At 60.9% G+C, this 20,560-nt stretch carries 21 protein-coding genes; 11 read left to right on the top strand and 10 right to left on the bottom strand.

Going from position 1 to position 20,560, the window contains the following annotated elements; translation table 11 throughout:
* Positions 1-42 precede the first annotated feature (42 nt).
* The 5 genes from BD293_RS15360 to BD293_RS15340 form a co-directional block, all read right to left on the bottom strand.
* Positions 43-915 (bottom strand): dimethyl sulfoxide reductase anchor subunit family protein, encoded by an 873-nt coding sequence (locus BD293_RS15360; protein ID WP_142083195.1) that lies wholly within the window; start codon positions 913-915, stop codon positions 43-45.
* A gap of 1 nt (position 916) precedes the next feature.
* The gene (locus BD293_RS15355) at positions 917-1,678 is read right to left on the bottom strand and encodes a 4Fe-4S dicluster domain-containing protein (RefSeq protein WP_142083193.1); all 762 of its coding nucleotides are present in this window, start codon (positions 1,676-1,678) and stop codon (positions 917-919) included.
* Between the two features lie 78 nt (positions 1,679-1,756).
* Positions 1,757-4,591 (bottom strand): molybdopterin-dependent oxidoreductase, encoded by a 2,835-nt coding sequence (locus BD293_RS15350; protein WP_142083191.1) that lies wholly within the window; start codon positions 4,589-4,591, stop codon positions 1,757-1,759.
* 163 nt (positions 4,592-4,754) lie between these two features.
* Positions 4,755-5,429 (bottom strand): NUDIX hydrolase, encoded by a 675-nt coding sequence (locus tag BD293_RS15345; RefSeq protein ID WP_142083188.1) that lies wholly within the window; start codon positions 5,427-5,429, stop codon positions 4,755-4,757.
* Positions 5,413-5,817 (bottom strand): DUF983 domain-containing protein, encoded by a 405-nt coding sequence (locus BD293_RS15340; protein ID WP_142083186.1) that lies wholly within the window; start codon positions 5,815-5,817, stop codon positions 5,413-5,415. The genes BD293_RS15345 and BD293_RS15340 overlap by 17 nt, the downstream gene beginning before the upstream one ends.
* Positions 5,818-5,994: 177 nt before the next feature.
* Between BD293_RS15340 and BD293_RS15335 the strand changes: the two genes are divergently transcribed.
* Genes BD293_RS15335 through BD293_RS15320 form a run of 4 tightly spaced genes read left to right on the top strand, consistent with a single transcriptional unit; the run spans position 5,995 to position 7,902 of the window.
* Positions 5,995-6,426, top strand: coding sequence for an EF-hand domain-containing protein (locus BD293_RS15335; protein WP_170207162.1), 432 nt, complete (start codon positions 5,995-5,997; stop codon positions 6,424-6,426).
* 56 nt (positions 6,427-6,482) lie between these two features.
* A complete protein-coding gene (locus tag BD293_RS15330) occupies positions 6,483-7,061 on the top strand; it encodes an RNA polymerase sigma factor (protein WP_142083182.1) in 579 nt (192 codons plus the stop codon).
* Positions 7,045-7,419: a hypothetical protein gene (locus BD293_RS15325; protein ID WP_170207161.1), complete on the top strand. Its 375-nt coding sequence runs from the start codon at positions 7,045-7,047 to the stop codon at positions 7,417-7,419. Before BD293_RS15330 ends, BD293_RS15325 begins: the two co-directional genes overlap by 17 nt.
* 3 nt (positions 7,420-7,422) lie before the next feature.
* A complete protein-coding gene (locus BD293_RS15320) occupies positions 7,423-7,902 on the top strand; it encodes a periplasmic heavy metal sensor (RefSeq protein ID WP_142083178.1) in 480 nt (159 codons plus the stop codon).
* Here the strand turns inward: BD293_RS15320 and BD293_RS15315 are convergent.
* Positions 7,853-9,301 carry a diguanylate cyclase gene (locus BD293_RS15315; protein ID WP_142083175.1) on the bottom strand — a complete coding sequence of 483 codons (1,449 nt, stop codon included), beginning with the start codon at positions 9,299-9,301 and terminating at the stop codon, positions 7,853-7,855. The two genes, BD293_RS15320 and BD293_RS15315, sit on opposite strands and share 50 nt — an antisense overlap.
* Before the next feature lie 88 nt (positions 9,302-9,389).
* Here BD293_RS15315 and BD293_RS15310 point away from each other — a divergent pair, with 88 nt between their 5' ends.
* Entirely contained in the window at positions 9,390-9,683 is a 294-nt protein-coding gene (locus BD293_RS15310; RefSeq protein WP_142083173.1) for a DUF3572 family protein, read from the top strand.
* Between the two features lie 78 nt (positions 9,684-9,761).
* Positions 9,762-11,807: an aspartate--tRNA ligase gene (gene aspS, locus BD293_RS15305; protein WP_142083171.1), complete on the top strand. Its 2,046-nt coding sequence runs from the start codon at positions 9,762-9,764 to the stop codon at positions 11,805-11,807.
* A 178-nt stretch (positions 11,808-11,985) separates the two neighbouring features.
* Here aspS and BD293_RS15300 read toward each other — a convergent pair whose 3' ends face one another.
* Positions 11,986-12,687 carry a response regulator gene (locus BD293_RS15300; protein WP_170207160.1) on the bottom strand — a complete coding sequence of 234 codons (702 nt, stop codon included), beginning with the start codon at positions 12,685-12,687 and terminating at the stop codon, positions 11,986-11,988.
* 165 nt (positions 12,688-12,852) lie between these two features.
* On the opposite strand from BD293_RS15300, the gene mce reads away from it, so the two are divergent.
* Positions 12,853-13,257: a methylmalonyl-CoA epimerase gene (mce, locus tag BD293_RS15295; RefSeq protein ID WP_142083165.1), complete on the top strand. Its 405-nt coding sequence runs from the start codon at positions 12,853-12,855 to the stop codon at positions 13,255-13,257.
* A complete protein-coding gene (locus BD293_RS15290) occupies positions 13,257-13,523 on the top strand; it encodes a DUF1467 family protein (RefSeq protein ID WP_142083163.1) in 267 nt (88 codons plus the stop codon). Before mce ends, BD293_RS15290 begins: the two co-directional genes overlap by 1 nt.
* Here BD293_RS15290 and BD293_RS15285 read toward each other — a convergent pair.
* Together BD293_RS15285 and BD293_RS15280 are read right to left on the bottom strand one after the other, a co-directional pair.
* Positions 13,507-14,211, bottom strand: coding sequence for an EI24 domain-containing protein (locus tag BD293_RS15285; protein WP_170207159.1), 705 nt, complete (start codon positions 14,209-14,211; stop codon positions 13,507-13,509). The genes BD293_RS15290 and BD293_RS15285 overlap by 17 nt on opposite strands.
* Positions 14,212-14,278: 67 nt before the next feature.
* Positions 14,279-14,851, bottom strand: a complete 573-nt coding sequence (locus BD293_RS15280; protein WP_142083157.1) for a nitroreductase family protein — start codon at positions 14,849-14,851, stop codon at positions 14,279-14,281.
* Between the two features lie 183 nt (positions 14,852-15,034).
* Here BD293_RS15280 and BD293_RS15275 point away from each other — a divergent pair, with 183 nt between their 5' ends.
* Positions 15,035-17,251, top strand: coding sequence for a response regulator (locus BD293_RS15275; protein ID WP_142083153.1), 2,217 nt, complete (start codon positions 15,035-15,037; stop codon positions 17,249-17,251).
* On the opposite strand, the gene yaaA is transcribed toward BD293_RS15275, so the two are convergent.
* A complete protein-coding gene (yaaA, locus tag BD293_RS15270; protein WP_142083151.1) occupies positions 17,215-18,027 on the bottom strand; it encodes a peroxide stress protein YaaA in 813 nt (270 codons plus the stop codon). The genes BD293_RS15275 and yaaA overlap by 37 nt on opposite strands.
* 142 nt (positions 18,028-18,169) lie before the next feature.
* Here yaaA and BD293_RS15265 point away from each other — a divergent pair, with 142 nt between their 5' ends.
* Together BD293_RS15265 and recQ are read left to right on the top strand one after the other, a co-directional pair.
* Positions 18,170-18,457 (top strand): YggT family protein, encoded by a 288-nt coding sequence (locus BD293_RS15265; protein ID WP_142083148.1) that lies wholly within the window; start codon positions 18,170-18,172, stop codon positions 18,455-18,457.
* A 4-nt stretch (positions 18,458-18,461) separates the two neighbouring features.
* Positions 18,462-20,531, top strand: coding sequence for a DNA helicase RecQ (gene recQ / locus BD293_RS15260; protein ID WP_142083146.1), 2,070 nt, complete (start codon positions 18,462-18,464; stop codon positions 20,529-20,531).
* Positions 20,532-20,560 lie beyond the last annotated feature (29 nt).

Below are 20,560 nucleotides of genomic sequence, written 5' to 3'. Positions count from 1 at the left end.
GACCAGACTACGCTTGTTCCTTAGCAGGCCACCAGATTTGTGTCATCGCTTTCCATAATACAGGCCGACGACATGCTCGGCTTCGGCAAAAAACAGCCAGCGTTGGGCCAGAATGCCCATGATATGGGCGATCAGTGCCACAAAAACCATCGCATAGCCCGCAGGCAGCATCAGTGCCCCCGCAGGCAGCAGCGCGCCCGATACCAATGCGATGACGCGCAATTTATGCGCATGTTTGCGCCCGACGACATGCACCATTTCACGCAAAAGGTAGTTCTGGCCGGAATGCGGCGGCTCTAGCAAGCGGACGCGCCCGAAGCGGCCCAGTCCTGTCGCTGTGCCCGCATCACTTTTCGCGGCGGCAAAGCGTTGGTCGCCCAAGGCCCAATGCACGACCATCGCACCCCCCAGCGCCAGCATCAGCCACAGCGCCTGCGTCATTTGCGCGGCCAGAAGCGCACCGCCTGCAAGACCGGCCAGAACGAACACTGGCGGGGTGGACCAGTGATGCCAGCGCGGCACGGCACGGATCTGGGCATAGATCATGGCGGTCGCAAAGATCGTGGCAAGTGCCAGCGCCGCGCCTGCCCACGCAAACAGGACCAATGGCCTGTCCCAAAACACCGAGGCTGCCGCGTGCGGGGCCATGACAGCCAGCGTGGCCGCAGCCAGAACCGCCTCGCGCGACAGCCAGCTGGAACGCCATTGCGAAAAGGCTTTCAGCGCGCGCTCGGGGTGGCCCAGATGAAAGGCGGCCACGATCAATCCGGCCCCGGCCAGCCCATAGCCAAGCCCGAACAGGATAAAAGCGGCCAGCCCTGTGGGCGTGCGCAAGCCGACGCCCAGCCAGACCAGCAGGCCAAATCCCATGCCTGAGAGCACAGTGAACAGTATAAGGGATGGGGCCGGATGCATGTCAGAGCTTCTCCAATGCGCGGTCAAGCCAGCCGAGCAAGCCTGATGGCGCAGGGCCATTGGGCTGGGCGCGGGGCTTAGGCGCGCACAGGCTGGCAAGGTCTGGCATTTGCAGCGTATCGCGCCCGCGCGGGGGCAGGTATTTGTTGACGGCACCAGTGCCCTGTTCCGGCATCAGATCAAACCCGCCGCGTGTCGTCACAAGCTGGCTGACAGCGCTGTCGGGATCGCCCAGATCGCCGAAATGGCGCGCGCCAGACGGGCAGGTGCGCACGCAGGCGGGTTCGCGGTCCTGTTCGGGCAGGTTTTCGTTATAGATACGGTCCACGCAAAGCGTGCATTTCTTCATGACCTTTTCGGCGGCGTCCATTTCGCGCGCACCATATGGACAGGCCCATGCGCAGAGCCCGCAGCCGATGCAATCCGTCTCGTTCACCAGCACAATGCCATCTTCAACGCGTTTGTAACTGGCCCCTGTCGGGCAGACCGTCACGCAGGGCGCGTCGTCGCAATGCAGGCAGGATTTCGGGAAATGCACCACCATCGGCGGGGCGGCATCGCGCGTCACCTCGAAGCTATGGACACGGTTGAGGAAGGTGCCCTCAGGGCTTTCGCCATAGGCGTCCATGTCCGAGAGCGGCGCGCCATAATTCTCGGTGTTCCAGCCCTTGCAGGAGATCACGCAGGCATGACAGCCCACACATGTGTCCAGATCAATCACAAGGCCCAGCTTGCGGGCGGGGGCGGGCGGCAATGTGGTCATGTGGCGCGCCCCCTCATTGTGGTGCCTGTTTCGGGCCGTGCTATGTGAGTATTTTTAGCAAGAAAATGAGCCATGTGCCTAGTCCTTCACCTGATGCGCGAGATTGCGCGGGGGTGCTGGGACAGGGGAGGATTGCGGTTTATGGGCGGGGTAGCTGACCGTCTGGCCTGCCGGTGCCTGTTCTATGCGCACCCGCAGATCATACCATGCGGCTTGTCCGGTGATCGGGTCGGAATTGGCCCAGCGCAAGCCATCGCCCTTGGGTGGCAGGAGTTCATGGATCAGGTGGTTGAGAAGGGTGGATTTCGTGGCCTCGGGGGCCTGCGCATTCAGCGCCCATGCGCCGCGCCGTTTGGCAATGGCATTCCATGTCCAGACAGTGTGGGGGTTGAGCGCATCCATGCGGACCACAGGCAGGGTGATACGGCCATGGGGCGAGGTGAGGGTGGCCCAGTCGCCTGCTTCAAAGCCGTGCTGCGCCCAGAGATAGCCCGAAACATAGAGGGGCGTGTGGCCGTGGATCTGGCGCAGCCATGCGTTCTGGCTGCCCCATGAATGGTAATGCGCCATCGGGCGCTGGGTCAGGGCGTGCAGCGGGTAGCTCGCGCTGTCGGACACCGCATCGGTGAAGGTGGGATACCAGATTGGCAGCGGGTCCATGGTTTCCATAAGGCGCGCGCGCAGATGGTCGGGGGGCTGGCCGTGGCCATGCCCTTCGGCGGCGAGCTGGAATTTGCGCAAGGGTTCGACATAGAGGTTAAAGACATAGGGTTGCGGGCTGTCATAAAGGCCGCGCGCGACGGCCCAATCCTGATAGGCGGCGTTCCACGGCTTGAAGAACTGCGCCTCGGGGGGGATGTGGTCGATCCAGAAGCCGCCGTTTTCGATATAGCGGGTGATCTGGTCAGGGTTGGGGCTGCCGCGCCCCTTGCCGGTGCCATCTGGCCCACGAAAGCCTGCCAGCGGGCCGACACCGGGGCGGCGTTCGTGGTTGGTGATGTAATCGGCGTAATCCTTGAATTTCGGCGTCCCGTCCTCGCGCACCATACCGGGCAGACCTAGCCGCGCGCCAAGGTCGAGCAATACCGACTGGAAGGGGCGCACGCCTTCATGTCCGGGGCGGTCAGGTGCCACCACAGGCCAGCGGATGGAATCGGCCAGCGCCTCTGCCTCGCAGATGGGGCGGTCCAGAAGCGAAATGCAGTCGTGGCGTTCGAGATAGGTGGTGTCAGGCAGGATCAGATCCGCAAAGGCCACCATTTCAGAGCTGTAGGCGTCGGAATAGATGATGCGGGGGATTTTATAGCTGCCATCGTCATTCTGGTCGGTCAGCATGTCCATGACTGCACTGGTATTCATCGACGAGTTCCACGCCATATTCGCCATATACAGAAACAGCGTGTCGATTTCATAGGGATCGCCGGCATGGGCGTTCGAGATGACCATATGCATCAGCCCGTGCGCAGAGAGCGGCGCGTCCCATGAAAACGCCTTGTCGATGCGTTTGGGCTGGCCAGTCTCATCTATCAGCAGGTGTTCGGGGCCAAGGGGATAGCCCAGATGCGGGCCATCCAACGGCTGGCCGGGGCTGTGGCCCGCATGGGGGCGGGGGTGTGCTTCGGGCGGTTTGGGATAGGGGGGCTTGAAGCGAAAGCCGCCCGGTGTTTCCACGCTGCCGATCAGGATTTGCAGCATATGCAGCGCGCGGGCGGTCTGAAACCCGTTGGAATGGGCCGAGACACCGCGCATGGCGTGCATGGCCACAGGGCGGCCCACCATGGTTTCATGGTGTTTGCCACGAAAGTCGGTCCAGGGCTGGTTTATGGTGATTTCTTCTTCGAACGCCACGCGCGCAATCTCTGCCGCGATGGCGCGAATGCGGGCGGGGGCGATGCCGCAGCGTTTCGCCACAGCCTCGGGGGCATAGTCGGGCGAGAGGTAGCGATCGGCCAGATGGCGGAAGACGGGCAGGTGGGTGACGCCGCCAATCTCGACCCCATTCGCCAAATCCGGGGAAATGACGGGGCTGTCCCATGCGAACGCGCGGCCCGTGCGGCGGTCGCGCACCATGGGTTTGCCCGCCGCGTCGCGCAGGAACAGCCCCTTTTCGGCCCCCTCATGCGCATTCACCAGATAGGGCGCGTTGGTGTAGCGGATCAGGTAGGTCAGATCGATCTTGCCCGCGCGCAGCAGTTCATGCACCAATGACAGGATGAACAACCCATCTGTACCCGGAGTGATGCCGATCCAGTCATCGGCGATGGCATTGTAGCCAGAGCGGATGGGGTTCACGCCGATCACCCGCGCGCCGCGTGCTTTCAGTTTGCCAAGGCCCATCTTGATCGGGTTGCTGTCATGATCTTCGGCCACGCCGAACAGCAAAAACAGCTTGGTGCGGTCCCAGTCGGGTTGGCCGAATTCCCAAAATGACCCGCCCATTGTGTAGATGCCCGCCGCCGCCATATTGACGCTGCAAAAGCCGCCATGCGCGGCCCAGTTCGGGGTGCCGAAGGCTTGCGCCCACCAGCCGGTGAAAGATTGCGACTGGTCGCGGCCCGTGAAGAAGGCCAGCTTTTCAGGGGCCGTGTCGCGCAGGGGTTTGAGCCAGTCTGTCGCAAGCTGAAGCGCTTCATCCCACGAGATTTCCTCGAACTCGCCAGACCCGCGCGGGCCAACACGCTTGAGCGGGGCGCGCAGGCGGGCGGGCGAGAGGTGCTGCATGATCCCTGCCGACCCTTTGGCACAGAGAACGCCCTTGTTCACCGGATGGTCGCGGTTTCCCTCGATATAGGCGACGCGGCCTGCTTTCATGTGCACATCAATGCCGCAGCGGCAGGCGCACATGTAGCAGGTTGTCTTGCGGACCTCGTCCGAGACCTGCGGTGACAGGTCCGGGGTTGGTTGGCTGGGCATCCCCTTGCTCCTCCCGGTTTGTTCCGCCGCGGGGTGCAGGCGCGGAACGGTGTTCCAGGCATCAGATCAGAAACGGGACAGGTTTGTCCAGTTATATCAGTTCGCTGTGCGATTGGTCCTGTTGCGGGTGGCGCGTTATACCCGCGTGATGGCGTGGCGCGCGTCAGGCGATGCGGCGAAAGGTTGAAACCTCGGTCGAGTTGTCGAAGAAGGGGACCGAATCGGCCATGTCTTCACCCTCGATATGGGCTTGCGCTTCGGCCAGAACGACTTCGGTGATAAAGGGCAGGTTCAGGCGGCGGGCTTCGCGCAGGGGCACCCAGTGCAAGTGGCTGAGTTCGTCACAGGCGGCAGAGAAATCGTCCAGATCGCCGGAAACGTCATCTGCGTGGGCCAGAAAGAAGCGCGCGTCAAAGCGGCGGGGGCGTCCGGGGGGGGTGATGGCGCGAAAGATATAGCGCAGGCCGTGTGCATCGGGGACCAGACCCTTGGCCGCGAAGCCCTGCCAGTCGGCAGGGGGCATATCCCAGCGCCCTGCGCGCCCCAGCATAAGGCCGGTTTCTTCCCAGAGTTCGCGGATGGCAGCGGCGACGAGGGCATTGGGTGCGCTGTGCCCCTGCGACAGACGTGCCTGACAGGCCGGGGCAACTGGTCGGGCAAGGGGGATTTGGCCATCGGTCGGATCAACCGCACCCCCAGGAAAGACAAACTTTTCCGGCATAAAGGCCGCTTTTGCGCCGCGTTGCCCCATCAGGACATGCGCATCATCGCCCTTGCCGCGTATCAGCAGGACAGAGGATGCGTCGCGCAGGGCGGTTTTGTCAGCGGTGGCGTTCATCCATTCCCTCGAACCCGTGCATACGGCGTGACCATTGAATGGCCACGATCATGCCCTTGAATCGCGGGAGAAGGAACAGGGAAAGCGCAACCAACAGCGAGGCAAATACCCCGAACATGATGGCGGGGTGCCAGTCCCATGCAAACATGGCGGCGACCATCAGCGGCGTGACCACTTTCAGCGTGACCAGCATGGTCAGATAGGCCGGTCCGTCATCGGCGCGCTGGGCGGTGTAGTCTTCGCCACAACTGGGGCAATGGCTGCGCACTTTCAGATAGCGCTCCAGCAGCGGACCCTCACCACAAGCGGGGCATTTACACCGGATGCCACGCAGCAGCGCGGGCGTCAAAGGCCGGTCGTCGGCGAATGTTGTGTCTGCAAGGGTCATGCGCGCGCTCCTAAAGATGTAAGCGGAATAGAGGTTACGGGGCGGGAATACACCCCCCGCAACCGGTTTTGCGACGTCTTGCCGCAACGCGTGGCGGATTCCCGCGACGGAAACAGGCAGATGCCGCGTTTGAGCCTGTATCAAGGGTATATGCCCGTGCATACAGGAGAGATGACTATGGAAAAAGCCACACTCGCGGCCATGCTGGGCGCATTGATGCTGGTGACAGCCCCCGCCGCAGCACAGACGCACATGTCCATGCCCAGCTTCGAGGAACTGGACGCAGACGGCAGCGGCACCCTGACGCAAGAGAATTTGCAGGCAGGCATGCAAGCGCAACGCGAGGCCATGCACGATGAGATGATTTCCCGTATCATGCAGCAGGCTGATGAAAATGGTATGCTGGACGAGGCGGGCTTGCGTGCCGGTCTTGCAGACCTGCGCCCCGAGCCGCGCAGCGACCGACGCGCCGAAATGGCAAGCCGTATGTTTTCGCGGATTGACAGAAATGACGATGGCGTCATCGATGCAGAAGAATATGCGCGTTTCACCGAGATGATGGGGAAGCGCGGCCAGCGTGAACGGCCCCGGATGCGTGGTCAGAACTGAAAAGACGCGGGTCGGGCGGGCGTTTCCCCGCCCGACCCGCAAGGAAAGGCGCGCTTATGCCGCTGGAGCAACGATCAGATGTTGATCAGGCGGGCTTGCTGGGCCGTGTCGTTGCGGGTGACAGACGTGCGGCTGAAGCTCTGACCGACATGATTGCGCCGCGTATCCTGCGGTTCGCGGCACGCATGCTGGGCGATCTGACCGAGGCAGAGGATGTGACACAGGAAGCGATGTTGCGGTTGTGGCGGATGGCCCCTGACTGGCAGGACGGGGCGGCACAACCCTCGACCTGGGTGTTTCGGGTGGCAACGAATCTGTGCACAGACAGGCTGCGGCGGCGCAAGCCGATGGTGAATGAGTTGCCGGACCTGCCGGACACGGCGCAAAGCCAGCACGCGCAGATGATGCAGGCCGCGCGGGCAAAGGCCTTGGAAAATGCATTGGCGCATCTGCCGGAACGCCAGCGTCAGGCGGTGATCTTGCGCCATCTTGAAGGGCTGACGAACCCCGAGATCGCTGCCATTATGATGTTGGGGGTTGAAGCGGTGGAAAGCCTGACGGCACGTGGAAAACGCAACCTGTCGGCCATTCTGGCCGGAGAACGCGACGCATTGGGGTATGATGATGACCAGTGACAAGAACGATATGTCTGACCAGTTGTCGCAATTGTTTGATGATGCGCGGGCTTGCAAGCCTGTGTTAAGCCCGCATTTGCGCGCCCGCATTCTGGCCGATGTCGATGCCTGTAACGCCGGGCGTGCCCCGCAACGGCAAAGATTTGCACCGTGGCGCAACTGGTTTTCGGGCTGGGCCGTTCCGGGGCTTGCGGGCGGGGCGATGGTCGCTGTGGCCGGTTTCTGGATCGGGGTGGCCATGCCGATGCCGGTTGCCGCACTGGACGCGCCCGACTGGATGCAAAATGCGCTTGGCTATATGGACCTGATCGCGTTGCAGTTGATCGGGGTGGATGACCCCCTCTTGATGGAGTTCTGAGGCATGGACGAGACCAAGGCAAAACGCCGCTTTCCGTGGCTAAAGCTGACCCTTGTGGTGTCGCTGGTGCTGAATGTGCTGGTCATCGGCATGCTTTGGGGGGTGATGACGCGGACTTCGCAACAAGGCTCGTTGTTACGGGCCTCGGTTGCGGCGTTGCCTGCGGATGACCGGCGCGAATTGCGCCGTGCCACAGGCGCAATCTTGCGCGCGGCGCGCGACCAGACAGCGGGCAACACTGGCGGGTCGCAGCAAATGATTGCAGCCCTTCGCGCCGAGGAATTTGACCCCGAAGCGTTCTCGGACGCGCTGCGTCAGGCCCAAGACCGCTTGTTGCGCATCAGTGACCAGATGCATGACCAGTTGCTGGCCAAGGTCAGCGAGATGTCGGCCCAAGACCGCCTGACCTATGCCGAATCGCTGGAAGATCGCATCAAGCACCGACCGTGGCGCGGCGGGGGACGAGAGCGCGCGCGGGATTGATGCTACAATGGCCAACTGACACCCGGTTGCGCCCTGTGGTTTTGGCGGTGTGCAATGCCTGATCGGCATGATCGACAACTTGCCTGACCCGCTCCAGCCGTGACAGTGGCGCCTCTGATGTGATGGATGTCTGCACGGTCACACCAATAGAGGCCGTCACCTGCAAGCGGAAGTCGCCTGTTGTCAGGTGATAGGCGCGCCCTTCGATCTGGCGGCGGATTTCCTCGGCCATCGCGCAGGCCTGCACCATTTCTGCGTCGGGCAAGAGCAACAAAAACTCCTCGCCGCCGTAGCGGGCCAGCAGATTGTGCGGGCCAATCGCGTCGCGCATCCGTGCAGAGGCCTCGATCAGAACCTCGTCCCCCGCACCATGCCCGAAGCAATCATTGACCCGCTTGAAATTATCCAGATCGATCAGAAGGATGGCGTAGTTTCGGGCCGTGCCATCGGGCGGTGTTGCAACAATATCCGACAGGCGCGACATGGCATGGCGACGATTGAACAGCCCCGTCAGCGGATCGCGCGAGGCAAGGTCCAACTCGACGCCAAGGGCTTGGCGCATTGCATCAGCCTTGCGTTTGCGTTTGATCATGGCCTGTAGGCGCAACTGCACTTCTTCTGCGTCCAGCGGCAGGCGCAAGGCTTCTTCCGCGCCCAGATCAAGCACCATAGCTGGCGAGGTTTGCGTGGTTTTGTCCAACAGCACCGCAATCGGGATACGGCAGGTCGCATGGCGCGCGCGCAACTCGGCGATGACATGCAGGCCTTGCTCGTCAAGGATTTCTGGACCAAGCAACAAGACATCGGGCGGCTGCACCGGATTGGAATCGCTCAGCACAACCGACAAGCTGCGGGCATCGTCGAACAGTTCAGGGGCAATATCGGGCCATGTGCCCGCGTTGGACTGCGCCAGAATTGCGCTGCTGCGCACGAGTGTGACGCGAGGGGCGTGGTGAAACTGCGATTGTGCCTCGGCCAGGCCGTGGCGCAGGGTCGGGGTGCAGCGTGCCTGATAGTCTTTCTCGACGGCGCTGGTGCGCAGCAAGGCGCGAATCCGTGACATCAGATAAGCGTCATCAAGGGGTTTGCTCAGAAAGTCATCTGCGCCTGCGGCCAGTGCCTGCAACCGTGTGGACCGTGACTGATCGGCGGAAAACAGGATGATCGGAATGCTGCATGTCTTGGGATCGCTGCGCAATTGCCTGCAAATTTCCAGCCCTGTCGCATCGGGCAGATTGAAATCCAGCAAGACCAGCGCGGGGAGGTGTTCGGCCACATGGTGCAGCGCTTCGGCCCCGGTCGTGGCCTGACGGACAGTGTAACAAGCCGCAGACAGCTTGACGCGTAGAATCATGCGGCTGAGAAGCAGATTGTCCACCACAAGTATCTGAGCAGGCATTGTGACTAATCCCTGAATTGCTTAATCATGTCTGAAGATTTACCGCAAACTGGTTAACAAACCCTTTCAGAGCGCAGGAACGGAAACAATGAAGCTTGCACGCGCCGAAGAGATTGCGCTGGCCGCGCTGGACTGGCTGTGTGGGCAAGACACGCTTTTGCCGGTGTTTCTGGCCGCCAGCGGCGCGGATGCGCAGGATCTGCGCGCGCAACTGGAGACAGCCACTGGCCCGGACGAGTCGCTGTTGATGGCGGTTCTGGATTTCATTCTGATGCGTGACGACACTGTGATGGACTGCTGCCGTGCCCAAGATCTGCCGTTTGACCAGCTTGCTGTTGCCCATGCGGTGCTGGCGGGCACAGCACAGATGCACTGGACCTAAGCCAACGGCCCTTGACTTCCGGGCCGTCAGATTGTGTATCGCCACAGCCGGACGACTTGCAGCCAAAAGGGGCATATCATGCACGCCTATCGCAGCCATACCTGCGCTGACCTGACCGCCGCCCATGTGGGTGAAACTGTGCGCCTGTCGGGATGGGTGCATCGCATCCGCGATCACGGGGGCGTTTTGTTCATCGATCTGCGCGACCATTTCGGCATCACGCAGGTGTTGGCGGACAGCGATTCCCCTGCGTTCAAGGACATTGAAAAGCTGCGTGCCGAATATTGTATCCGCATTGAGGGCAGCGTGAAGGCGCGTGATGCGTCGCTGGTCAACAGCAAGCTGAAAACCGGCGAGATCGAAGTCTATGCCCGCGCGATGGATGTTCTGGGCGCTGCCGATGATCTGCCCTTGCCAGTCTTTGGCGAACCCGACTACCCCGAGGAAACGCGCCTGTCCTACCGCTTTCTGGACCTGCGCCGCGAGGGGCTGCATGCGAATATGATGCTGCGCTCCAATGTCGTGCGCTCCATGCGGGGCCGCATGTGGGATACAGGCTTTACCGAATTTCAAACGCCGATCATCACCGCGTCCAGCCCAGAGGGTGCGCGCGATTTTCTGGTGCCGTCGCGTCTGCATCCGGGCAAGTTCTACGCGTTGCCGCAAGCGCCGCAGCAGTTCAAGCAACTGATTATGGTGTCGGGGTTCGACAAGTATTTCCAGATCGCCCCCTGTTTCCGCGATGAAGACCCGCGCGCCGACCGCTCCCCCACGGATTTCTACCAGCTTGATGTCGAGATGAGCTTCGTCGAGCAGGAAGATGTGTTTTCGGCAGTCGGGCCCGTCCTGCAAGGCGTGTTCGAGGAATTTGCGGGTGGCAAAAAGGTTGACCCCGCCGCCGAGTGGCCGCGCATTCCCTATGCGGAAGCGCTGCTGAAATACGGCACCGACAAGCCCGATTTGCGTAACCCGATTGAAATGCAGGTGGTATCCGAGCATTTCCGCGGTTCCGGCTTTGCGATTTTCGCCAAATTGCTGGAAAATGAAGGCACCGAAATCCGCGCCATTCCTGCACCAACGGGCGGGTCGCGCAAGTTCTGTGACCGGATGAATGCTTTCGCGCAGGCGCAAGGGCTGCCGGGGATGGGGTATATCTTTTGGCGGAAGCGCGCAGACATAGACAAAGATCAGGCAGAGCAGTTGGCGCAACTTGATGCGCTTGGAAAGCTAATGGATCAATATCCTGCCGATCGGCGCGACGAGGCAGCGTACACAAAGATTATTGAAGCATTTGAACATATCCGACAGCAAATTGGTTTGCAGACTGATCTTGTAGCCCAAAACAATCAACACGCTTCCAAGCTAATGGATAAGGCTGAGGCTCTTGCGAGAGAAGGCAAGGTCGAGGAATCGAATAAGATTCTAAGCTCGATTAATCTACACCTTGACGCCGCAGGCCCCCTTGCCAAAAACATCGGCCCCGAACGGACCGAGGCGATCCGTGTGCAGCTTGGGCTTGGCGAAGGGGATGCCGCGTTTTTCCTTGGCGGCAAGCCTGCGCAATTCGAGGGTGTGGCCGCGAAAGCACGTGACGAGATTGGCCGCGAATTGAAGCTGGTGGATGAGAACCGCTTTGCTTTCGCGTGGATCGTCGATTTTCCGATGTATGAGGCGGATGCCGAGACGGGCAAAGTTGATTTCAGCCATAACCCGTTTTCCATGCCGCAAGGCGGGATGGCCGCGCTGGAGGGTGATCCGCTGGCGGTCAAAGGCTATCAGTATGATCTGGCCTGCAATGGCTACGAGTTGTTGTCGGGGGCTATTCGCAATCACAAGCCGGAAATCATGTATCGCGCGTTTGAAATCGCGGGCTATCCCAATTCCGAGGTCGACAAGCGGTTTGGCGGCATGGTCAAAGCGTTCAAATTCGGCGCGCCCCCGCATGGCGGCTGTGCAGCCGGGATTGACCGGATTGTGATGCTGCTGGCGGAGGAAGCTAATATTCGTCAGGTCATCATGTTCCCGATGAACCAGCGTGCCGAAGACCTGCTGCTGGATGCCCCGTCGCCTGCGACGAATGAACAGTTGCGCGACCTTGGCCTGCGGATCGCGCCAAAGGACTGAGACGCGCCCCTGCGCCATGCGCCCAGTGTATCTGGCCGCGCCCTGTGACCGCATCACCCCATTCGCTGTGGGGCCTGCGCCGCACTGCGCGCAACCCTACATTTGGGGGCATATTGTCGGGTGTAACTTCACATCGCCACCCCCCCTTTTCTTGCGTTGGGGTGGCGCGGATGCCCGCCTAGATCAGCGGCTGGTCGCGCAGGCGTTGGCGCAGAACCGTCACCAAGGGGCGCAACCCGTCCCCTTGCCGCGCCTGTTGAACTGCGCCAAGCAACTCCGTGTCATGCAGGCTGCGCGCAAGCCCGTCGATGAATTGCAGCGTGTATTCCGCGCGGGCGTTCCGCATTGGCCCCCGCAATAAATCCAACGCCAGATACAGATCATCGCGCAGCGCACTGGGATCAGCGGGCGGGCTGGATAGCCCAGTTTGCGACAGGGGCGGTGCAAGGCAGGAAGGTGCGAGCACTGCGCGAAACTCGGAAATGCTGACAATCGGTTTGGCAAGAAACCTGTCAGCGCCTGCGGCATAGGACGCACCCTCCAACTCTGGCTGGCCAGAGATTGCGATGATCAGGGGCACGCGGGTCTGGCGCCTGTCTGCTTCGCAGATCAGGTCCAGCCCTGACCCGTCTGGCAGGCCAAGGTCGATGATGGCGACATCGGGCGTATAGAGCGACAGGTGCCGCCGCGCACGGCACAAGGTTTCGGCCCGGCGCAAGCGCCCGCCGGTGCCATGAATCATCAGCCGGATTGCGGTGCTGATGACGCGGCTGTCCTCGACCAGCAACAAGGTGGCCCCCTGTTGATAGGCCGAGGGCTGCGCATTCAGGTTGGGGCGCGCGCGGGCCAAGGATCTGTTCGGCGCATGGTGTGTGTTCATCCTGTCCTCCATCATCTGTGGCTGCTATTTCAGCGCAATTAGGCTAAGAAGCGGTTAAGCCCGCGTGGGATTCCGCGCCTTTGTGTCACGGGGCCGCACAGGCCACTTGTCTTGCAGCGCGCGGACCCGCATAAGCGGATGCAGGATTTGCCTTGGAGGGACAGGATGATCGGTCGTCTGAACCATGTAGCCATTGCCGTGCCCGATCTGGACGCGGCCGCTGCACAATATCGCGGCACGCTTGGTGCCGATGTCGGCGCACCGCAGGATGAGCCGGATCATGGGGTCACGGTGGTGTTCATCACCTTGCCCAACACCAAGATCGAGCTACTTTATCCCCTTGGAGAGAACAGCCCCATTCAGGGGTTTCTGGATAAAAACCCCGCAGGCGGAATTCACCATATCTGCTATGAGGTGGAGGATATTCTGGCCGCGCGTGACAAGCTGAAATCCGAGGGCGCGCGGGTTCTGGGCACCGGAGAGCCGAAGATCGGCGCACATGGCAAGCCTGTCCTGTTCTTGCATCCCAAGGATTTCAATGGCTGTCTGGTGGAGTTGGAGCAAATCTGATGTCAATTATGTCTGCAATCGCACTGTATGGCGTTATCTGGTTCATGACCATGTTTCTGGTCCTGCCATTTCGCCTGCAAACGCAGGGAGAGGCTGGCGAAGTCGTGCCCGGCACGCCCTCATCCGCCCCGTCGGATGCGCAGATGATGCGCAAGGTCAAGCTGGTCACGTTTATTGCGACCCCGACGTTTCTTGTCGTCGCGGGGATTATCCTGTCCGGTGTCATCACATATGACATGATGGAGCGGATTACTGGTCGGGGCTAGGCTCTGACGGGGTCAGCCGGTGATACATATGTGTGAACACCGCAGCACCGACCAGCGGCATGGCAAGGTTCAGGATCGGCACGCTTAGCCCGGCGGCCAGAACAGTGCCGGGCAACCACAATCGGATCATATGACGCTTTTGCAGGGCGCGCGCGGCGTCGGGGTCGTGGCGTCTGCGCGCGATCATGGTGAAATACTCGCGCGACAGCAAAAACCCGTTGACCAGCCATAGCAGGATCAGCCCCCAGCCGTTCGAGATTGCGAAAACCCCCATCCCCAGCACGTTCAGTGCCGCCAGCAGCCCGAAATAGCGCAAGGCGTCATTGGCCGATTCGCGGAATGGAACAGAGTTGCGCGGCTCCAGGCCGCGGTAATGCTCTGTCTCGACGGCGTCAGCGACATCGTTCAGGTACAGCCCCGTGAAGATTGAGGCGACAGGCACCATCAAAAACACCGACAGCCCGATCAGATACAGGATCGAGCCAAAGGAAAACAGCGACCCCAACCCCTGCACCTGTCCTGTGATGGGCAAGAACAGCGCGCCGGGGACCAACAACTGCACCAAAAGCAAAACAAAGGCATAGATGACGAAAAGCAACGCTACAGACAGGGTGATGCCGATCCAGAGCAGCTTACGAAACCTTGGGTCACGCAACTGGGCGATGGACTTCATATAAGACTCGATCATGCCGCTCTCCATGCAAAGTGTTGCTTGCAGGTCTGGTGCGTGCGCACCGTTTGCGCAAGGTGCCGGATCATTCGTCCAGCCATGTTATCAGCGTGTCCATATCAGGGCGCGGGCGGTCGGGCGGTGTGGCCCGCGCGGTGCCGATATGGATAAACCCTGCGACCCATTCCTGCGGTGTCAGGCCCAACTCTGTCAGGATTTCGCGGTCCGACGCCACCCAGCCGGTCAGCCAGTTCGCCCCCCAGCCCGATGCGAGCGCGGCATTCACCAGCCCAAGGCACACCGCCCCCACCGACAAGGTTTGTTCGATTTCGGGTATCTTGTCCGATGGTTTGGGGCTGGCCACAACGGTCACGATCAGGGGGCTGTCTGCAAAGGTGGCGGCTGCTTTCGCGGCTTTTTCTGCGTCAATGGCCTGTGCTGCGCCGCGTGCGGTGATAATGGGTGCCAGCCGTTGGCACGCTGCGCGTTCCAGCACAACGAAGCGCCACGGTTCCAGCTTGCCATGATCGGGCACGCGCGCCGCCGCACCCAAAATATGCTGGAGCTGCGCACGATCCGGCACTGGCCCCCCCAGCATCTTGGCCGGACGCGAGCGACGGGTCAGCAGGAACTCCATTACGGCAGCATTTTCGGACATATGGCACCTGAGGCAAAGACATCACTGCGCAGAACCTAGCCTGTCTGTGGCAGGGGGGAAAGGGGCGCGCGCATGGTGGCGGCTCTTGGCGGTGCCGATGCGGGCAAAGAGTCGGTAAATTAACGCTGTGTTCAATTGTTTCACCGATATTTCACGGCAGACCTTCCCTGCCATAGCCGTGATATGACCCCTGACGCTGCTTTTTCCGACCGACTTGCACGCGAACGCCGCGCGCGTTTGCGTGCCGAGCGGTTGTATGAACAGGCGCAGCGTGATTTGCGCATGATGAATGACCAGTTGCGCCTGCATGCGGACAATCTTTCGGATCAGGTCATCGCGCAGCGCGCGGAACTTGGCAGCATTCGCCGCCATGCCGACAGTCTGGAAGGGGTGAATACGCAGGTCAGTCAGGATTTGCAGGTCGCGCATTCCGAAATCGACCGTGCCAATCTGCGCCTGAGAGAGGCGGTTGAAACCCTGCAAGACGGATTCGCGGTTTTTAACGCGGATCAGGCGCTTGTGCTGGCAAATCAGGCCTATCTTGGCGTGTTCGGCAAATTTGCCGAGGTGCAGCCGGGCATCCTCTATGCCCGGATACTGGAAATTTGCGCTCATGAAGGCTTGGTGCATCTGGCCGAGATGACGGCAGATGAATGGGTCTGCATGATGCTGCAACGCTGGCGTCAGCCCGATATTTCGCCCATCGAATTGCATTTCAGCGCCGGTATAGCGGTTCGGCTGACAGATCGCCGTGTTGCGAATGGCGACTATGTGTCATTGGCGCATAACATCACCGATGCGTTGCGCTATCAGGCCGAATTGCGCGACGCGCAGGCCCGCGCCGAAGCCGCGGTCGAGGCGAAATCAGCCTTTCTGGCCAATATGAGCCACGAAATCCGCACGCCCATGAACGGGGTCGTCGGCATGGCAGAGCTGTTGTCCGAAACCGTGCTGGATGAGGAACAGCGCAGCTATGCGCAGACCATCTCCACCAGTGGTCAGGCGCTGGTGTCGATCATCAATGATATTTTGGATTTCTCCAAAATGGATGCGGGCAAGATGCACTTGAACCCCACCGCGTTCGATCTGGAAAAGACCATACACGAGGTGCTTAGCCTGCTTAGCCCGACCGCGCGCTGCAAGCAGATTGAACTGATCCTTGATTATGACATGTTCCTTGCTGTCCATTTGGTCGCAGATTCTGGCCGTATGCGCCAGATTCTGACCAATCTGGTGGGCAATGCCATCAAGTTTACGGATGCTGGCTATATTCTGGTGCGTGCGGTCGGGGTGGGCACATCGGCGCAGGGGCAGATTGTCACGATCACAGTAGAAGACACCGGAATAGGCATTGATCCACAGCATCAGGAACAGATTTTCACCGAGTTCAATCAGGTCGAGCAGACCGCCAGCCGCCGGTATGAAGGGACGGGGCTGGGTCTGGCGATCACGCAACGCATCGTGGCGCAGATGGGTGGCAAGGTTTGGGTGGAATCGGAACCCGGTGTCGGGTCGTGTTTCGGGTTCACGCTGGAAATGCCCGTTGCCGCCGATGCATCAGAACCGGGCGTGCAGACCCTGCCTGCGGATATCCGCACCGCCCTTCTGGTCAGCGATCACCTGATCAGCCGCGAAGTGATCGCGCGCCGCCTCAAGGCCGCGTCGGTCAGTGTCCTGACCGCGACCCGACAAGATACGGTGCTGCGCCATCTTGCCGGAACACCGCCGGATATTGCCCTGATAGATCAAGACCTGATCGAGGGGGGGATACCTGACTTGCTGGCTGCGCTGAAAGGCACCTCTCCAGCCACGCGCATCGTTTTGCTTTGCTCGAATATTGCCGAGTTCAAGCCTGCGATGGAAGATCAAACCATCTTTGCGACCTTGCATAAGCCTTTGATCTGGCGCAACCTTTTGGCAGCATTCAACGGGCAGGGGGCCATGCCTGAAGGGCTGCGCCCACCCAAACCGCCTACGCTACAGGCAGTGCCAGCCCTGCCCACTACCTGCCGCCCCATACGCGTGCTGTATGCCGAGGATAACAAGACAAACCAGCTTGTTTTCACCAAGATGCTGCAAACACTGGATATTGACCTGCGACTGGCAGAAAACGGGCGCATCGCAGTGGCGCAATTTGAAACCTTTGCCCCTGACATTGTGTTTATGGATGTCTCGATGCCCGAAATGGACGGGCGCGAGGCAACGCGCCGCATCCGTGCAAGCGCTCTTGGCAAAAGCGTCCCGATCATCGCCCTGACCGCACATGCCTTGCAGGAAGAAATTGACCGCATTCTGGACGCAGGCATGAACGCGATGCTCAGCAAACCATTGAAAAAGTCGGAACTGATGGCCGCATTACGCGATCATGCGCCGCCGGGGTTTTCCATGCCTGAGGGCTGAGTGTGCAAGGGGCGCAGGAACACAGGCTGGTCGGGCTGCGACAACTCTGGCGCGTGGCGGTATCCGGCGGTGTCAAATTCCAACAGCGCGTCAGGGTCGGTCAACCTGTTTTCCACGATATAGCGCGCCATCGCACCGCGCGCTTTCTTGGCGTAAAAGCTGATGATCTGCGGATCTTCGCCGTCACGCTGCTCTTTGAACACTGGGGTCACAACGCGTGGTTTCAGCGCGTCACGCGCCACAGCCCCGAAATATTCCTGCGAGGCGCAGTTCACAACGACCTGCGCCCCCGTCTGCGCCGCCGCCGCGTTCAGCGCGTCAGAAATGCGCGTGCCCCAATATTCATACAGCGATTTTCCCTGCGCCGTGTGCAACCGGCTGCCCATTTCCAAACGGTAGGGCTGCATCGCGTCAAAGGGTCGCAGCAGGCCATACAGGCCCGACAGAATGCGCAAATGCCCCTCTGCCCAGTCCAGCGCATCCGCATCCAGTGACGCGGAATCCAGCCCTGTATAGGTATCTCCGGCGAAGGCGTGAATTGCGGGGCGGGTTGCGTTTGTGTCGGGCTGGGCGGCAAAGCTTTCGAACCGCGCAAGGTTCAGTTCGGCCAGCTTGTCGCTGATCTTCATCAGCCGTTTCAACCCGTCTGCACCGATCTTGCGCGCCTCTTGCGCCAAAGTGACGGCATCTTCCTGGAAATCAGGCGATGTGAGCGCGCGCGGGGCGCCCTTTGGGGACCAGTCGAGTTTCTTGGCAGGGGACAGAACAACAAGCATGGAACACCCGAATAAAATTTCAGTCGCGCTTTACCTATCGGAAGCCGCGCCAATGTCCAGTCCACCCCCGCAAACAGGCCACGCACGCTTGCCCTTTGTGCTTACTCCGCTTAGGTTTGCGCGAACCTATGCGGAGTGTCCCATGCTATCCATTATCCAGATCCTGCTGCTTATCCTGAGTGTCGCGCAGTTTATCATCATTGCGCATATCATCCTGAGCTGGCTGATAAATTTTCAGGTACTCAGCCTGAACAATGCGATGGTCGCGTCAATCTGGGACGGGCTGAACCGGTTGCTGGAACCCGTCTATCAGCGCATCCGCCAGTTCATGCCCGACCTTGGTGGCATTGACCTTGCGCCTTTGATCGCGCTGATTGCGATTTATGCCATTCGCGTCATCCTGATTAACAACGCGGCGGCGCTTATCTAAGCTGATGACAGTGCCCCTTCCCGTTGTCGAACCCCAGCCGCCCGAAGCGGTCTTGTCGCGTGTCTTTGGCTTTCCCGCCTTTCGCCCCGGTCAGGCCGAGATTGTCGAGGCGGTGATGGCCGGACAGGACACGCTGGCCATTATGCCCACGGGTGGCGGCAAGTCGCTGTGTTTTCAACTGCCCGCCCTGTGCCGCGAGGGGCTGACAGTGGTGATTTCGCCGTTGATAGCGCTGATGCGCGATCAGGTGCGCGCGTTGCAGGAACTGGGCGTTGCGGCAGGTGCGCTGACTTCTGGCAATACTGAGGCGGAAACCGATGCTGTCTATCAGGCGCTGTCGCGCAACGAATTGAAATTGCTGTATATCGCGCCCGAACGACTGGCATCGGGGGGCACGATTGACATGCTGCGCCGCGCGCGGTGCAGCCTGATCGCGGTGGATGAGGCGCATTGCGTCAGCCAATGGGGCCATGATTTCCGCCCCGATTACCTGCGTCTGGGCGATCTGCGCCGCACGTTGAATGTGCCGCTGGCCGCTTTCACCGCCACCGCCGATGCGGAAACCCGCACCGAGATTATCAAGCGCTTGTTCGACGGGGCCGCGCCGCAAATCTTTCTGCGCGGGTTTGACCGGCCCAATATCCGGCTGAACTTTGCAGTCAAGAACAAGCCGCGCGACCAGATACTGGCCTATGCGCGGTCGCAAAAGGGGCAGTCGGGCATCGTCTATTGCGGCACCCGTGCGCGAACCGAAGCGCTTGCCCAAGGGCTGTGCGAGGCGGGGCATAATGCGCGCGCTTATCATGGCGGGATGGAAGCGCATGCCCGCCGGATGGTCGAGGAATTGTTTCAGCGCGAAGATGACCTGATCGTGGTGGCGACGGTCGCCTTTGGCATGGGGGTCGACAAGCCCGATATTCGCTGGGTGGCCCATGCTGATTTGCCCAAATCAATTGAGGGGTATTATCAGGAAATCGGCCGCGCGGGCCGCGATGGTGCGCCCGCTGACACGCTGACCCTGTTTGGCCCTGATGACATTCGCCTGCGCCGCTCGCAGATCGACGAAAGCCCCGCGCCACTGGAACGCAAGCAAGCCGATCATGCGCGCCTGAACGCGCTGTTGGGTCTGGCCGAGGCGACGGGCTGCCGCCGTCAGGTGCTGCTGTCCTATTTCGGTGACGCGTCGGAACCGTGTGGAAATTGCGACCTTTGCGCGGTGCCCGCAAAGTTGTTCAACGCGACAACGCCCGTGCGCAAGGCGCTATCCGCCATTTTGCGCACGGGCGAGAGTTTTGGCGCGGGGCATCTGATCGACATTCTGCTGGGCAATTCCACCGCAAAAGTGGTGCAGCGCGGGCATGATGCGCTGCCGACCTTTGCGGCGGGCAAAGACCTGAGCCGCGCCAAATGGCAGGTGGTGTTCCGGCAGATGATGGGCCGCGATCTGGTGCGCCCCGACCCTGAACGTCACGGCGCGCTGCGCATGACCGAAGCCGCCCGCCCGATCCTGCGGGGCGAGGCAGAGATACATTTGCGCGAAGATACCGTGACGGGCGCGCAGGATCGTCCTGCGGTGAAATCGCTTGTTTCGGATGAGGATGCGCCGCTTTTGTCGGCGCTGAAAGCCAAGCGCCGCGCATTGGCCGAAGAAGCGCGCGTGCCTGCCTATGTCATTTTCACCGACCGCACCCTGATCGAGATGGCTGAAACGCGCCCCGACAGCATGGATGCGATGGCGCGCATCTCTGGTGTGGGGGCCACCAAGCTGGACCGGTATGGTGCCAGCTTTCTGGAAATCATCACTGGCGCGACCCCCGCGCCCCAACACCCCCAGCGCCGCAAACTGGCAGGCCGCAATGCGGGCGATTTGTATGATGAGTTGTTCGTTCTGGCGCGCGATCTGGAACGCGGGCCGGATGGTACGGACAAACTGCTGACCCTGTCGCCCGCGATTTTGCGCGCCATTGCCACCGCCCACCCCGGCACCGAGGGGGAACTGGCGCGGATCAAGGGCATGGACCCAGCGCGCATGGAGCGGTTTGGCGCGGTTTTGCTGGAAAAACTCAACCTTTGACCCGACGGCTGGTCTTGACGCGGCACACG

The sequence above is a fragment of the Roseinatronobacter monicus genome, assembly GCF_006716865.1.
Lineage (GTDB): Bacteria > Pseudomonadota > Alphaproteobacteria > Rhodobacterales > Rhodobacteraceae > Roseinatronobacter > Roseinatronobacter monicus.
The sequence above is the reverse complement of the archived record's forward strand: the minus strand, read 5'-3'. Positions and strand labels throughout refer to the sequence as shown.

Bases quoted from the DNA above. Each gene is read 5' to 3' on its own strand.
- BD293_RS15265 (WP_142083148.1), top strand. From the start codon at position 18,170: ATGCTATCCATTATCCAGATCCTGCTGCTTATCCTGAGTGTCGCGCAG.
- BD293_RS15275 (WP_142083153.1), top strand. From the start codon at position 15,035: ATGACCCCTGACGCTGCTTTTTCCGACCGACTTGCACGCGAACGCCGC.
- mce (WP_142083165.1), top strand. From the start codon at position 12,853: ATGATCGGTCGTCTGAACCATGTAGCCATTGCCGTGCCCGATCTGGAC.
- BD293_RS15315 (WP_142083175.1), bottom strand. From the start codon at position 9,301: ATGCCTGCTCAGATACTTGTGGTGGACAATCTGCTTCTCAGCCGCATG.
- BD293_RS15310 (WP_142083173.1), top strand. From the start codon at position 9,390: ATGAAGCTTGCACGCGCCGAAGAGATTGCGCTGGCCGCGCTGGACTGG.
- BD293_RS15285 (WP_170207159.1), bottom strand. From the start codon at position 14,211: ATGATCGAGTCTTATATGAAGTCCATCGCCCAGTTGCGTGACCCAAGG.
- BD293_RS15335 (WP_170207162.1), top strand. From the start codon at position 5,995: ATGGAAAAAGCCACACTCGCGGCCATGCTGGGCGCATTGATGCTGGTG.
- yaaA (WP_142083151.1), bottom strand. From the start codon at position 18,027: ATGCTTGTTGTTCTGTCCCCTGCCAAGAAACTCGACTGGTCCCCAAAG.
- BD293_RS15290 (WP_142083163.1), top strand. From the start codon at position 13,257: ATGTCAATTATGTCTGCAATCGCACTGTATGGCGTTATCTGGTTCATG.
- BD293_RS15300 (WP_170207160.1), bottom strand. From the start codon at position 12,687: ATGAACACACACCATGCGCCGAACAGATCCTTGGCCCGCGCGCGCCCC.
- BD293_RS15340 (WP_142083186.1), bottom strand. From the start codon at position 5,817: ATGACCCTTGCAGACACAACATTCGCCGACGACCGGCCTTTGACGCCC.
- aspS (WP_142083171.1), top strand. From the start codon at position 9,762: ATGCACGCCTATCGCAGCCATACCTGCGCTGACCTGACCGCCGCCCAT.
- BD293_RS15280 (WP_142083157.1), bottom strand. From the start codon at position 14,851: ATGTCCGAAAATGCTGCCGTAATGGAGTTCCTGCTGACCCGTCGCTCG.
- BD293_RS15350 (WP_142083191.1), bottom strand. From the start codon at position 4,591: ATGCCCAGCCAACCAACCCCGGACCTGTCACCGCAGGTCTCGGACGAG.
- BD293_RS15325 (WP_170207161.1), top strand. From the start codon at position 7,045: ATGATGATGACCAGTGACAAGAACGATATGTCTGACCAGTTGTCGCAA.
- BD293_RS15330 (WP_142083182.1), top strand. From the start codon at position 6,483: ATGCCGCTGGAGCAACGATCAGATGTTGATCAGGCGGGCTTGCTGGGC.
- BD293_RS15360 (WP_142083195.1), bottom strand. From the start codon at position 915: ATGCATCCGGCCCCATCCCTTATACTGTTCACTGTGCTCTCAGGCATG.
- BD293_RS15355 (WP_142083193.1), bottom strand. From the start codon at position 1,678: ATGACCACATTGCCGCCCGCCCCCGCCCGCAAGCTGGGCCTTGTGATT.
- BD293_RS15320 (WP_142083178.1), top strand. From the start codon at position 7,423: ATGGACGAGACCAAGGCAAAACGCCGCTTTCCGTGGCTAAAGCTGACC.
- BD293_RS15345 (WP_142083188.1), bottom strand. From the start codon at position 5,429: ATGAACGCCACCGCTGACAAAACCGCCCTGCGCGACGCATCCTCTGTC.
- recQ (WP_142083146.1), top strand. From the start codon at position 18,462: ATGACAGTGCCCCTTCCCGTTGTCGAACCCCAGCCGCCCGAAGCGGTC.